A 13354-nucleotide genomic window follows, 5' to 3' on the forward strand; every position below is an offset into this window, starting at 1 on the left:
GGAACTATCCTTCGATTTTCCAGTGTTTAAATAATAAACATAAATTAGCAAAATAATCCTTTTTATTTGTAAAGATATGCTATATAATGTTAACTGTATTACGAATCATAGTACACTTAATACAGATTGGAGGCACTTGATGTTTGAGCTTGATATAAGAAGCAGAACCCCTATCTATGAACAATTAGTGGAAAAGTTAATACAGTTAATTGTTTCTGGATTATTACAAGCTGATGAACAGCTTCCATCTGTTCGAACATTAGCTACTCAATTAACGATTAATCCTAATACGATTCAAAAAGCATATAGAGAGTTGGAAAGCCAAGGATATATTTATTCTGTAAAAGGGAAAGGCAGTTTTGTGAATGCCTCTCAAAATATTGTAAATGACAGCAAAAAAAAGGACGCACTCTTTAAATTAGAGAAGCTTCTGTCCGAAGCACTTTATTTAGGGATTACACCTAATGAAATAATAATGATAGTTCAACGGCTAGCTGAACAGAAAGGAGGAACCGCCTAAATGATCAAGTTTCAGAATGTAAGCAGAACAATCGAAAAAGAACCGATTCTTGAAAATGTATCCTTAACCGTTAATAAAGGCTCCATCTATGGTCTGCTCGGTTCAAACGGTGCGGGAAAAACAACGATATTAAAATTGCTGGCGGGAATTTTGAAACAAGATAGCGGGAAAATAACCGTCGAAAGTCAAGAGGTATATGAAAATATTAACACGAAAAGAACCTTATTTTTTTTGCCTGATTTTCCAACCTTTTTTCCCCAATATACATTAAATCAAATGGCGAAATTTTATAAAGAAGTGTATCCAAGTTGGAGCGATATAAGATTTAATGAGTTAGCTAAACTATTTAAATTAGATAAAAATAAAAAATTACATACTTACTCGAAAGGTTTGCAGCGGCAAGCTGCATTTTGGTTGGCTTTTGCTGCGACTCCAGAGCTGTTAATTCTCGATGAACCATTTGATGGTCTTGATCCTGTCATCCGCACAAAAGTAAAAAATCTAATTGTGCAAGAGGTTGCGGAAAGGGAAATGACGGTTATCGTATCTTCTCATAACTTACGAGAAGTAGAAGATATATGCGATCATGTCAGTATTATCCATGAAGGAAAATGTATATTAGAGAAAGATATTGACGATTTAAAATCAGATGTTCATAAAATCCAAATTGCCTTTAAAACAGGAACTGACCCTATATGGAAGGAAAAATTAAATCCTTTATATGTAGAACAGCGGGGAAGTGTTGTCATGCTTATCGTAAAAGGAAACAAAGAACAAATCATCACAGAATTAGAGGAGCAGCATCCACTCCTTTTAGACATACTCCCGCTTACATTAGAAGAAATATTTATTTATGAATTGGAGGATAAAAATTATGCCTTTCAAACTATCCTTTTATCATAAGCAGCTGTCCTTGCTTATTTTTCGCAGTGTTGGCTGGGTGAGTATTTTATCATTTTTGGTTGTCTTTTTTGCTGTCCCGCTTCATTTAATGTTAATAGACAAAGAGTTGAAAGAGGATTCCTATTCTTATCAAATATATGATCATCTTTTTAATGTAAATGATTTCTTTCAAATGGCAGTAATTATTGTAATGCCGATTTTATTAGCTATTTTTTTATTTCGATTTATGCAGCATAAAGCATATAGTGATTTAATACATAGCTTGCCGATCAGCAGAACGTTTCTATTCCACTATTATTGTATCAGTGGAGCTCTCTTGTTAATCTTGCCGATTCTATTAAATGGATTCCTATTAAGAATTATTTATCCTTTCTTTCAATTGGAGAAGTTTTTTCCTGTCAGTGAAATCTATTATTGGACAGCAGTTTTTTGCGTGTTTAGTATTTTGTTATATATTTCCACTGTTTTTGTTGGAATGTTTACAGGAATATCGATTTTACAAGGGGTTTTTACTTGTTTATTCTTGTTATTTCCAACTGGTTTTGTCACCGTGTTATGTTATAACTTCCATTTTTGGATAGATGGTTTTCCATTGAATGAAATAATTACAGATAAAACGCTCTTGTTATCGCCAATATTAGTACCAGTTATACTAGAGAGTTCAGAAGGGAAAGTCTTCTACTATACTTGTTATTTTTTATGTTCTATTTTCCTCTATGTTTTTGCATTTGCGCTTTTTAAAAAAAGAAAAGTAGAATCTATTTCACAAGCATTTGTTTTTTCCAAACTAAAAGGCGTTTTTAAATATACATTTACTATTTCGTGTATGTTAATCGGCAGTCTTTATGGAGAATTGGTAACAATCGGAAAAATAGGGATTGTGATTGGAAATATAATGGGGGCTTTTATCGGTTTTATATTAGTAGAAATGATACTAGAAAAAACATGGAGGGTATTTTTTCGAATAAAGAAGTTTCCTCTATTTATTGGAATCGTGGCAATTGTTATGTTTAGTTCAATTCCACTTGTACATAAATACGAACAGTTTCGGCCAGCTGCTGGGTCCATTCAAAGTGTTTCTTTCCAAGATAATTTCATATCGGATCCATTTGCAGAAAAGATGATGAATTCATCTGCTAATATTCAACATGTTCTGGCAATACATAAAAAGATTTTGGAACAGAAGAGGGAGCCCTCTACAAAGGAAAAAGATTCGCTTATTACTTTAAAATATAAATTAAATAACGGCAGAAAAGTAGTACGGAGCTATGAAATAAATAGAGCGGATTATCAAGAGTGGCTGCAGCCGCTTTATGAATCAGAAGAATTTAAAATACTTCACTTGCCATTATTCACCTTTAGAAGTGATGAAATAAATGACATGGTAATTGAGCCGCAATATAAAAATGATTATATTCGCTTGAGCAGCAAACAAGAAATAAAAGAATTTTTATCTGTTTTACTAAAAGATATCGTGAAAGAACCATATAAAAGTATGACAACAAACTATGCCATTTCATCTAGTATTATGATTTCTTTCCAAGGTAAACGAGACGAGACATATCATATCGAATTAAAACCTTCCTATAAAGAAAGTAGAAAATGGTTAGCAGAAAAGAATATGCTTGAAAAAGCAGTGTTAGTTTCAGATGATGTACAAGAAGTTGCCGTAACAAAAGCAAAAGATGTTGGCATAAAGTATCATGGGATGTCAGAAATCGCTTATGAAGAAAAGAACATGGCAGACATAAAACATAAAGTGATCGTAAAGGATGATCGTTTGAAGCAAAAAATCTTGGATTCATCCGTTCATAATAAAGAGGACTATGTTGTTGTGTTAACGTATAAATTCAGAAATTATGTTGATATTGCTCATATTTCGAAAGAAGAACTACCTGATTCTTTAATCGAAGAATTGGAAAAAAATTAAAAGGAATGGAAAGGTGGATGTGTTGTGACAAAAAAACAACGATATAAAAAAATGATCACAAATTATACACAAAAACTTTTCCAAATGGCCTTTTGTATTGTTCAAGATAGGCAATTAGCAGAGCTAGTTGTGGAAAAAGTAATGATAACAGCCTACGAATCATTTGATGCAATCGATTTTGCACAATGGGAACAATATCTCATGCAATTGACAACGAAAACTGCAATCGTTTGTAAAAAATCAACAAACGACGAGAAAAAAAGATTGCTAGAACAACACCAGCAAAAATCTACAGACAACCGAACACTGTCCGTTAGTGAAAAGAATATTTCCTTTTTTACGAAAGCTCAGTAGAACACATTGTTTGTTCCGGCAAAATCAAGGGAGAGATATCGTTGAAGGAATTTCAAAAATATAGTGTGGAATCGAGACGTTTTATTGTTTTTACATTAATCACAGGTTTAATTGTTGGCTTTCTTTCAGTTATTTCTGATAATTTACCGAATTTAAGTGATGGTATAACACTTCTTGAATACGTTATTTCCTATTTGGCAGTAATGATTAATTCTTTACCGGTGTGGTTTATACTCGCCATGTTTGTTGGTTATATATTTGCAGGTAATATTAAGAAAGCTGTGTTATTTGGTGCTATGTATACACTTACTGCCATTACGTTTTATTTTTTGATTGGCTATTTTTACGTGGTTGTACCAGTAACAATTTCATTTAAAGAGCAGGCTATTGCTTATGCAATTTGGTACGGGGCATCAGCAGTCGGCGGTATTCTTGGTGGCATAGTAGGATTTTTCATAAAGAAAACACCTTATGCATTATTATTTTTACTTGTAGGATTAATCTTGCAGTTGGCTGTAAACGGTACAAGAAGTTGGAGTAACATTATTAGTATTTCGCAAAATGTTACCTTCTGTTTAATGATAATGTGTATTATTATGTATTTAGTGATTGTGAGACTTAAAACTCAAATTGAGCCAAACAATGACCAATAACTTTAAAATGAAATGAACAAATAATGTGAATAGGGGGAACCCTCTGTAAATCAAGGGTTCCCCTTCGTTCTATAGAAAAAACAACATAACAACTGCATTCACTTAAATTTGATGAGGGGTTCGAACAAAAGGCACATAAGTTAGATTTCTTCATATTCTATATCGATATAGCAGTCAAATAAGGGGTTCATCTTCAGAAAAACACGTTTTCATTTTGATTTCATTTTTACTAGATTCTACTAGATTTTACAAACAAATGACGCCAAAGCTTCTAGATGGAAAAAGAGAATATTTCTTTCATAATATGAAAATACTTACAATACAAAAGGTATCATATGGTAGAATAGTAGTATCTAAGTAGTAAAAGGAGCTTACAATTAATATGAGTCAACAACCTATTTTTTTTGATCCGATTTTTCAAGAAAGAATTTGGGGAGGAACAAAGCTGCGCAGTTTTGGCTATACCATTCCTTCAGATACAACAGGTGAATGCTGGGCTTTTGCAGCACATCCAAATGGCCAAAGTGTAGTTAAAAACGGTGCCTTTCAAGGAAAGACTTTAGGAGCTCTATGGGACAATCATCGTGAGTTATTTGCGAATGTAAAAGGGGATCGTTTCCCGTTATTAACGAAAATTTTAGATGCTAACCAAGATTTATCTGTTCAAGTGCATCCTAATGACGAATATGCAAATAAACATGAAAATGGAGAACTAGGTAAAACCGAATGCTGGTATATTGTCGATTGTAAAGACGGTGCTGAAATTGTTTTTGGACATCATGCTCAGTCTACAGAAGAATTAAAAACAATGATAGCAGAAAATCGCTGGAATGATTTATTATGTAAAGTGCCTGTAAAAAAAGGGGATTTCTTTTTTGTGCCAAGTGGAACGATCCATGCGATTGGAGAAGGAATTATTATATTAGAAACACAACAAAATTCGGATACTACTTATAGAGTTTATGATTATGACAGAATAGATGATGCTGGAAACAAGCGGCAACTGCATATAAACCAATCGATTGCTGTTACGACTGTACCTCATCTTGTCAACCAGCAAGCAGTAGAAGTAGAACATCTAGCAGGGGTTACAAAAACGACCTTCGTAAAATGTGATTATTTTTCGGTCGAAAAGTGGGAATTAAACGGAGAAAGCAGCTTTACGCAGTCTAAGCCGTTTCTATTATGCAGTGTTTTGGAAGGACAAGGAAAGTTAAATATTAATGCGGATGAATACACTTTCCAAAAAGGAGACCATTTTTTACTTCCTAGTCAGGTGGCTGACTTTGCATTATCAGGTAATAGCGAACTGATCGTTTCTTATTTATAATAGGCAGAAAAGGGGATGTGCAAATAGTATCATTTGCACATCTTTTTACTATCATTTTATATGGATCGAGTTAGATAAATGTCTACTTCGATTGTATGTGTCGATGAATAGACGGTTATACCTTACTTAGGTTTGAATAGCTTGTGGTTTTCTTTTTTCGTATGTATATATATGAGTAAATCCGCATTCTTTTGCTAACGATACAGCATCATAAAAATGAGCTCCAACTGTTTCCGCATGATGAGAATCTGAACCAATCGTTAAAATTTCTCCCCCTAATTTACGATATAAGGATAAAATATCTTTTGATGGCAGACTTTCATTTAAATTTGTTCTCCATCCAGATGTATTAATTTCTAACCCGATGCCGCGTTTAATTGCTGTCTTTAAGATGTCCGTTATAATAGATTTGTATTTTTCAAATTCATAAAGTCCTACTGTTTGATGGGCATATCTTTTCATTAAATCAAAATGAGCAATTACGTCAATATCTGCTGTTTGTATCATCTCATATAGTTCTAAAAAATATGCTTCATAAATATCTTTTTCCGGAAATGCATTCATAAATCGACGCAGCGTATACTGTTCAATATTGTGGACTGAACCGAGAATAAAATCTAATGGAATCTCAGAAAGAGCCTTTTTATATTCTGATTGCAGTAAATGGGGCTCACAAAGCTCAATTCCTATTTTTATGGTTAATTTATTAGAAAATTTTTCTTGGCAACGATTTATTTCTTTTAAATAATAAACCCAGTTCATGTGTCCATATGTAGGCACTTTTGGGTTGACAGAAAAATGTTCGGTGAAACAAATTTCTTTCACCCCCGTTTTAATGGCATGTAAACATATGTCTTCCATATTTGCTTGTGAATCAAAAGAATGGTTAGAGTGATGATGATAATCGAAATAATACATCTACTTCTTCCTTTACCTTTTCTTTCTATTATTTCATACTTGTATGGAGAAGTCAGTAGAAAATAAAACTTTACTTTGACATTAAAAATTAATATACACTATAATATTATTATTAAATCCATTATTGAGGTCTAAAACAAAGTAAACAGGTAGGAATAGTTTATTTTGTTAGGCTTGTTTTAAATGGTTAGGATCGAGGAGGTAAAAATAATGTTTAAACATATAAAATGGCAGTCGGAGCAGCTTGCCTTATCGATTGATTATCCCAATCATTTTAATGAAGAGAAAAAGTATGATAGTATTATTATTTGCCATGGATTTATTGGCAGCAGAATTGGAGTGGACCGACTATTTGTGAAAGCTGGCCAGCATTTCACAAAAGAAGATTACGTTGTTTTTCGGTTTGATTATAGCGGTTGTGGGGAAAGCACTGGGAATTACGGTAAGTATGGAATGGTGGAGTTATTGGATCAAACAAAAACCATTTTGGATTATGTGTCGTCTTTAAAGTACGTTAGAAACATTATTCTTGTTGGACATAGCCTTGGTGGAGCTGTATCTGCATTAACAGCAGCCGTTGATCCAAGAATAAATACATTAGTGCAATGGGCAGCTGTAGGTGAACCATATCATAATCTTGCGCAAATTTTTGGTGAAAACAAAGTGCATTCATTAAAAAATTGCGATTCGATTGATTATCATGGATTTTCTTTTACCGACTATTATTTTCAATCGATGAAAAACTATCACCCACTAACAGAATGTTCAAGATTCACTGGGGACGTATTGCTTATTCATGGAACAGATGATGAGGATATCCCATATGACTATATGGAGCAATATGAAACAAATTATTTACAAAGAAAAAGCGGCAGTGTAGAGACATACACAATCCCAAATGGGGATCATACTTTTTCCACTGATACTTATTTTAACGAATTAATAAATCGAACAGTAGAATGGTTGTTAAAAATGAAAACAAATCTTCCTGTTTCATAATAAAAAGCTTGTAAACTTTTTCGTCGTTGTATGAAAACAGTTTATAAGCTTTTTTATCGTCCAGAAAATTATAAACGAAATGGGATTGTGGATAACTCGGCGGTTGTGTCCGCATCTAGCTTCGACGTACAGGACGTACTAGTGCCGATGAAGACATAAGGCCGTGGCGCCTTTAATCGGCCAGCGCCTAACTCTTGTGAAAAATAACCCCATGCCTCTAAAAGTAAAAAGCACTTTTTGAGTCATGTGAACATTTTTCTTCAGAGCTGTTCAAGGCGCTTGCGCTTTTGTTCTTATGTAAGAAATTTTCTGAAGTTCTATAGGTTACTTGCAGCAGTGCCTATCTTCTTGGATTCATACATGATTTTGAATTTATAAGTAATATTAATTATTTTACTTATTAACACTTATTTATTATGGATTTTTATCGTGTTATCACTTATAATTACTTATGTAAGCGAAAGAAAAGGAGAAGATCTATGTCTCAGGAAGAAAGATTATCGATGATCTTACAGTATTTAACGGAGCATAAACGAATAACGGTTGAGGATATTTGTTCCAACTATGATGTTTCTAGAGATACAGCAAGAAGAGACTTAGTAAAATTAGAGGAACAGCAAAAAATTATCCGAACTAGAGGAGGGGCAATCCTTCCTAGCAGCCATAAGAGAATTCATAATTATCATCATCGCCTGCAGTTTGTGTCCGAAGAGAAAAAAGAAATCGGCAAATTGGCTGCAACCTTAATTCAAGACAATGATCATATTATTTTAGACACGTCAACTACTGTGCAAGCAATGGGACAGTATATAGACCAGGAATGCACGGTCATAACGAATTCTATTCATGTTGCTGAAATATTGTCAGATAAAACGAATCCGAAAATCCATTTGCTTGGGGGGATTTTACACAAAGAACATCGGTATCTTTACGGTCAGTCCGTTGTCGAAAAACTCGACTATTATTCCGTAGATAAAGTGTTTATTGGGATTGTTGGCATATCGGAAAAAGGCTTAACAATCGTTGATGAAGAAGATGGTGCAGTGAAACGAAAGATGATGCAGCAAGCGAAACAAGTAATTGTTGTAGCCGATCATAGTAAAATAGGAATGACAGAATTTTATCAATTTGCCAAATTAGCTGAAATCGATGTATTTATAACAGATAAAGAACCAAATAAAGCATTTATTCAATTGTTAAAAGAAAATGATGTTGAGTTATTAGTATGTGTTCAAGCATAAGGGCAATCAAAGCAGAGAAGGTCGAGGCGCGGAGGTCACGAAGCCTGGAGCGTAGGTTGATTTGTGAGGACTGGAGTGACATTAAAACGAAGAGATTAACAAGCTTGTGTTACCGGACTTTTTGAATAACCTCTATTAGTAGTGCATTCTAAAAAGGTGGGGAAATAAATGATTAAATGTATTGCAATTGACTTGGATGGAACACTGTTAAATCATAATAGCAAAATAAGTGATGAAAATCTGCAGAGTATAAAAGATGCACAACATAAAGGGATAGAAGTAGTGGTTGCAACTGGAAGGAATTATCCAGATGTGGTGGAGATATTTAAAGATACAGGTGTAAAAACATGGATAATTGGTGCAAATGGAGCAACCATCCATACACCAGAAGGACAATTGTTTCATCATGTGCCAATGAATAATCAAAAAGCAATGCAACTGCTAGAATGGCTTGAAACAAATGACTATTATTATGAAGTATTTAGTGATGATTATATTTACACGAGACAAAAAGGAAGAGAGCTTCTTACAATTGAAATAGATCAATTATGCAAAGCAAATCCTGATCTTGATAGACAGGACCTCGAAAAGCATACCGATGTTCAATACAGTCAAACAGGGTTTTATTTTATCTCTTCGTATAAGGAATTAACGATATCACCGATTAATGTGTATAATATTTTAGCCTTTTCTTTTGACCGAAAAAAAAGGGATAGAGGCTGGGAAATGTTTAAAGAAGATAAATCTGTAACACTAGTTACTTCAGGAAAATATAATTTTGAATTTGAACATCTGCTTGCATCAAAAGGACATTCTTTAGCAAAATTAACCGAGCATTTAAGCATTTCATTAAAGGAAACGATGGCGATGGGAGATAGTATGAATGACCTTTCGATGCTTAATAGAGTAGGGTATCCAATTGCAATGGGAAATGCAAGAGAAGATGTTAAAAAAGCCTGCATAGAAATAACTGATACAAATGAAAATAATGGAGTAGCAAACGCAATTAACCGCTTTATCTTGAAAGCACAAGTAACAAAATAAAAGGTTATAAACGAATAGGAGCGGTTTCTAATGGCAGCAAGTGTACATCATACATTTGCTGTTTTTTGTATTGTATAATTCTACTACTCAATCAAGCGTTTATAGTTTATAATTTATTGTAAGAAAAAAATATAGTATCTAGTACTAAGAGTAGATGGTATACTAAATAATAGATTAAAAAAACGATGATGATACATATAAAGGAGATTTTTCAATGTATAACTTTACTGCAAATTTAGCTAATGTAGTATTAAAAATATTTGGTCGGACAAAGGTTATCAATAAGGAAAAGCTGCCAGAAAATCAAGGTTATATTGTGGCGTGCTCTCATATTGGCTGGGTAGATGTTCTAGCGCTTGGAACATCGCTTTTGCCGAAACAAATTTATTTTATGGCGAAAAAAGAGCTGTTTGAAAAACCAAAAACTGCTCGGTTTTTATCGAGTATTAATGCATTTCCAGTAGACAGAGAAAATCCTGGTCCAAGCAGTATTAAGACACCAGTTAAATTATTAAAAGAAGATAAAATCGTTGGTATTTTTCCAAGCGGGACAAGAAGTTCAGAAGACGTTCCTTTAAAAAGAGGAGCTGCGACGATCGCGAATCTTGCAAAAGTACCAATTGTACCAGCTGCCTTCAGCGGCCCAACCGATTTAAAAGGGTTGTTAAGCGGGAAAAAAATCAAAGTTATTTTTGGGGATCCAATTGAATTAAAAACAAAAGATGGTACCAAAAAAGATGTGGCAGCTATTACAACAGAATTAAGTGAAGTAATGGCAGCACTTCAAAAAAAGCTTGAGCAATAGAGAGGGATTGAAAATGATTAATTTGCCTAAAATTAAAGAAATTTTAAATCGTTATCCTTTGCCATTAGTAGATGAAATAGTAGAGTTAAAGGCAGGATTGATGGCTGTTGGCATCAAACAAATCAGCAAGGAAGATACCTTTGCTTTTGGACAAAACCCGAAAAGCCCACTTATGCCAGGCGTTTTAATTATGGAAGCAATTGCGCAAGTAACCGCAGTTGCTATTCATAGTGATGAAAAACACGATGATAAACAAGCTCTCTTGGCTAGAATACACAACTGCAGGATCCGTAAACAAGTATTTCCTGGGGATGAACTTTGTTTAGAAGTTTTTGTTACAAAAGTCAAAAATACAATTGCAAAGGCAAAAGGGAGAGCAACCGTCAGAGGCGAACTGATCTGCGAAACGGAATTACTTTTTGCTTTTAAATAGGCTCGTTCTTTGTCCATTTTTCTAATCAAAGCACATGATACTATTTGTTGTATCATGTGCTTTTTAAATGAAATTTTACGCATTCAAAAGCAAAAAATGTTGCCTTGTAAAATAGTTTGATTAAAAATGGCGTATAAACCTGCATTTTTAATCAAAGAAAAAGAATTCAATTTGAAAAAGATTGATCAAAATGAAATAATTTATTGTTTACCCTCTGTGTAAATTTGAAAGGTTACACCGAACTTGTCCGTTACAATCCCATAAGCAGGGCTAAAAAAAGTTTCCTGCAGCGGCATTTTTACTTGACCGTCTTGCTGTAGGGATTCAAAAATTTGTTTTGATTTTTCGATGTCGTTAATTGTAATACAGATCGTAACTTGATCTCCTATTTGACTGGTTTGACCTGGAAACATATCTGAAAACATGAGATCCGTTTCTCCAATCTTTATCATTGCGTGTGCCACAAGTCCCTTTGCTTCTTCTGGTAAAGGAAATTCTGGATTTTCTGGCATTTCTCCAAAAGTTTGGTTAAAAAGGACTTTCCCATCCAATGCTTTTTCGTAAAATTGGATTGCTTCCTTTGTATTTCCGTTCATCATTAAATAGGGGGATAGTCGTAATGTCATAATTAAACAGCTCCTTGGATTTTAATTTTTTTTACTATACTTGAGGAACTTCCAAACCTTGCGTTTAAAATGGATAGTAGTAGTAACTACTATCCATTATTACCTATAAGTGCATTATAAAACAAAGAACATATGTTCGTCAACAAAGATATTATGGAAAGACTAAAAAATTTTTATACATGACTAATATGTATCACCTTTATTTTTAGGTCTTGATAATTAACAAATAAAATAATTTTACGCATCCAAAATGATTCGTTCCATAAAAATATAATAAAGTCTCTAGTTTAAAGCATAGAAAAATAAAAGTAGAAAATCGCTAATATAATAGAAGAAAAGCAGAGAAACTATATAATTTTACGCATCCAAATTAATATTTCCATTCTAAATAAGTAATTAACTACATATACCTTTAGTAGAAAGGAGACGACCTATGCAAACAACCAAATTCCGTTACTATTTCCAGTATATTAATACTACTATTTTAGGAGTCATCCTTGTTTTTTTGCTCACTGCAGGTATTACAACGTCGTTATTCTCCATGAAGCTTTCTTCCGAGCATGTTAGTGACTTCTTAAAAAATGTTGATTCAACCTCTATATACTATCAATTGTTTCGTGGCGAAAATCATTCTTTCCCGAAAACGGAAAATGATGAACTTTCTATTTCTTCTTTATTATTTCAAGTAGCGACAAATATTAAATTGGATGATACGAGGACCTTATTAGGAACAGAACTGCCGTTATTAACCTTTTATCATACTGAAATCGTAGTGGCAGAGGAAGGGACCACGATTGCCAATTTACCTTTTGAATCGACTCCATCTGAAAATATTTTAAAAAATCCAAAAGAAGTTGATGAAAATAAAATTGTAAAAGAGCCGAAAAAAGACACTGTTATTGAAAAGGAACCAAAAACGAAAAATGTATTTATTTATCAAACGCATAACTTGGAATCGTATTTGCCGCTTCTAAAGGACGCTGCTGATTCTAATGAAGCGATTAGTTCAGATACACGAGTTAATGTGGTTGGATTAGGCAATAAATTAACTGAGTTATTACACCAGAATGGCATTGGTGTGCAGCATGATACAACCAATACAAACCAAAAACTTCTCGATAGGAAATGGAGTTATTACGCATCATATAATGTGTCCCAAGAAGTTGTGGAGGCAGCGGTCTCAAAAAATCATGATTTAAAATATTTAATTGATATACATCGTGATTCTGCCCGTAAAGATAACACGACTGCCACAATTAATGGTAAATCGTTTGCTAAGGTAGTATTTGTGATTGGAAAAGCTAATAGAAATTATGAAAAGAACGAAGAGTTTTCCAAAAAATTGCATAAAGCACTTAATAATAAATATCCCGGCATTAGTAAAGGGGTATTTGCCAAGGGCAGAGAAGAAGGGAATGGCGTGTATAATCAAAACTTTTCTAATAAAGCCATTCTTTTAGAAGTAGGCGGGGTTGACAATAATCAAGAAGAATTAAATCGGACAATAGAAGCATTTGCTGATGTATTTTCAGACGTTTATTGGGAAGAAAATAATGCTAGTAAAGAATAATTAAAGGAAAGATGCAAATAATTCTGGC

The 13354-nt window shown here is 33.5% G+C and carries 14 protein-coding genes; 12 read left to right on the forward strand and 2 right to left on the reverse strand.

What is annotated here, in order from left to right; genetic code table 11:
* The first annotated feature begins 139 nt into the window (after positions 1 to 139).
* The 6 genes from ACTXGU_RS00800 (at position 140) to manA (ending at position 5690) form a co-directional block, all read left to right on the forward strand.
* Positions 140 to 520: a GntR family transcriptional regulator gene (locus ACTXGU_RS00800; protein WP_443479587.1), complete on the forward strand. Its 381-nt coding sequence runs from the start codon at positions 140 to 142 to the stop codon at positions 518 to 520.
* Complete coding sequence (locus tag ACTXGU_RS00805) at positions 521 to 1423, forward strand: ABC transporter ATP-binding protein (protein WP_443479588.1); 903 nt, start codon at positions 521 to 523, stop codon at positions 1421 to 1423.
* Positions 1395 to 3353, forward strand: coding sequence for a DUF6449 domain-containing protein (locus ACTXGU_RS00810; RefSeq protein WP_443479589.1), 1959 nt, complete (start codon positions 1395 to 1397; stop codon positions 3351 to 3353). The genes ACTXGU_RS00805 and ACTXGU_RS00810 overlap by 29 nt, the downstream gene beginning before the upstream one ends.
* Positions 3354 to 3377: 24 nt before the next feature.
* Positions 3378 to 3707 (forward strand): hypothetical protein, encoded by a 330-nt coding sequence (locus ACTXGU_RS00815; RefSeq protein ID WP_443479590.1) that lies wholly within the window; start codon positions 3378 to 3380, stop codon positions 3705 to 3707.
* Between the two features lie 65 nt (positions 3708 to 3772).
* Complete coding sequence (locus ACTXGU_RS00820; RefSeq protein ID WP_443479591.1) at positions 3773 to 4360, forward strand: hypothetical protein; 588 nt, start codon at positions 3773 to 3775, stop codon at positions 4358 to 4360.
* Positions 4361 to 4742: 382 nt separating this feature from the next.
* Complete coding sequence (gene manA / locus ACTXGU_RS00825) at positions 4743 to 5690, forward strand: mannose-6-phosphate isomerase, class I (RefSeq protein WP_443479592.1); 948 nt, start codon at positions 4743 to 4745, stop codon at positions 5688 to 5690.
* A 126-nt stretch (positions 5691 to 5816) separates the two neighbouring features.
* On the opposite strand, the gene ACTXGU_RS00830 is transcribed toward manA, so the two are convergent.
* Positions 5817 to 6608 carry a histidinol-phosphatase HisJ family protein gene (locus tag ACTXGU_RS00830; RefSeq protein WP_443479593.1) on the reverse strand — a complete coding sequence of 264 codons (792 nt, stop codon included), beginning with the start codon at positions 6606 to 6608 and terminating at the stop codon, positions 5817 to 5819.
* 210 nt (positions 6609 to 6818) lie between these two features.
* On the opposite strand from ACTXGU_RS00830, the gene ACTXGU_RS00835 reads away from it, so the two are divergent.
* The 5 genes from ACTXGU_RS00835 to fabZ all read left to right on the forward strand — a co-directional run bounded on the left by ACTXGU_RS00835 (position 6819) and on the right by fabZ (position 11130).
* Complete coding sequence (locus ACTXGU_RS00835) at positions 6819 to 7607, forward strand: alpha/beta hydrolase (protein WP_443479594.1); 789 nt, start codon at positions 6819 to 6821, stop codon at positions 7605 to 7607.
* Between the two features lie 479 nt (positions 7608 to 8086).
* The gene (locus ACTXGU_RS00840; RefSeq protein WP_443479595.1) at positions 8087 to 8848 is read left to right on the forward strand and encodes a DeoR/GlpR family DNA-binding transcription regulator; all 762 of its coding nucleotides are present in this window, start codon (positions 8087 to 8089) and stop codon (positions 8846 to 8848) included.
* A gap of 168 nt (positions 8849 to 9016) precedes the next feature.
* On the forward strand, positions 9017 to 9892 hold the full coding sequence (locus ACTXGU_RS00845; protein WP_443479596.1) for a Cof-type HAD-IIB family hydrolase: 876 nt from the start codon (positions 9017 to 9019) through the stop codon (positions 9890 to 9892).
* 214 nt (positions 9893 to 10106) lie between these two features.
* Positions 10107 to 10697 carry a lysophospholipid acyltransferase family protein gene (locus ACTXGU_RS00850; protein WP_443479597.1) on the forward strand — a complete coding sequence of 197 codons (591 nt, stop codon included), beginning with the start codon at positions 10107 to 10109 and terminating at the stop codon, positions 10695 to 10697.
* A 13-nt stretch (positions 10698 to 10710) separates the two neighbouring features.
* Complete coding sequence (gene fabZ / locus ACTXGU_RS00855; RefSeq protein WP_443479598.1) at positions 10711 to 11130, forward strand: 3-hydroxyacyl-ACP dehydratase FabZ; 420 nt, start codon at positions 10711 to 10713, stop codon at positions 11128 to 11130.
* 200 nt (positions 11131 to 11330) lie between these two features.
* Here fabZ and ACTXGU_RS00860 read toward each other — a convergent pair whose 3' ends face one another.
* Positions 11331 to 11756, reverse strand: coding sequence for a VOC family protein (locus tag ACTXGU_RS00860; RefSeq protein WP_443479599.1), 426 nt, complete (start codon positions 11754 to 11756; stop codon positions 11331 to 11333).
* Between the two features lie 433 nt (positions 11757 to 12189).
* On the opposite strand from ACTXGU_RS00860, the gene spoIIP reads away from it, so the two are divergent.
* Positions 12190 to 13326, forward strand: a complete 1137-nt coding sequence (gene spoIIP / locus ACTXGU_RS00865; protein WP_443479600.1) for a stage II sporulation protein P — start codon at positions 12190 to 12192, stop codon at positions 13324 to 13326.
* Positions 13327 to 13354 lie beyond the last annotated feature (28 nt).

Origin of the sequence: Niallia sp. 01092 (genome assembly GCF_052318935.1) — a bacterium.
Taxonomy (GTDB): domain Bacteria; phylum Bacillota; class Bacilli; order Bacillales; family Cytobacillaceae; genus Niallia.

Coding starts and splice junctions, on each gene's coding strand:
- ACTXGU_RS00800 (WP_443479587.1), top strand. CDS start 140: ATGTTTGAGCTTGATATAAGAAGCAGAACCCCTATCTATGAACAATTA.
- ACTXGU_RS00805 (WP_443479588.1), top strand. CDS start 521: ATGATCAAGTTTCAGAATGTAAGCAGAACAATCGAAAAAGAACCGATT.
- ACTXGU_RS00810 (WP_443479589.1), top strand. CDS start 1,395: ATGCCTTTCAAACTATCCTTTTATCATAAGCAGCTGTCCTTGCTTATT.
- manA (WP_443479592.1), top strand. CDS start 4,743: ATGAGTCAACAACCTATTTTTTTTGATCCGATTTTTCAAGAAAGAATT.
- ACTXGU_RS00830 (WP_443479593.1), bottom strand. CDS start 6,608: ATGTATTATTTCGATTATCATCATCACTCTAACCATTCTTTTGATTCA.
- ACTXGU_RS00835 (WP_443479594.1), top strand. CDS start 6,819: ATGTTTAAACATATAAAATGGCAGTCGGAGCAGCTTGCCTTATCGATT.
- ACTXGU_RS00840 (WP_443479595.1), top strand. CDS start 8,087: ATGTCTCAGGAAGAAAGATTATCGATGATCTTACAGTATTTAACGGAG.
- ACTXGU_RS00845 (WP_443479596.1), top strand. CDS start 9,017: ATGATTAAATGTATTGCAATTGACTTGGATGGAACACTGTTAAATCAT.
- ACTXGU_RS00850 (WP_443479597.1), top strand. CDS start 10,107: ATGTATAACTTTACTGCAAATTTAGCTAATGTAGTATTAAAAATATTT.
- fabZ (WP_443479598.1), top strand. CDS start 10,711: ATGATTAATTTGCCTAAAATTAAAGAAATTTTAAATCGTTATCCTTTG.
- ACTXGU_RS00860 (WP_443479599.1), bottom strand. CDS start 11,756: ATGACATTACGACTATCCCCCTATTTAATGATGAACGGAAATACAAAG.
- spoIIP (WP_443479600.1), top strand. CDS start 12,190: ATGCAAACAACCAAATTCCGTTACTATTTCCAGTATATTAATACTACT.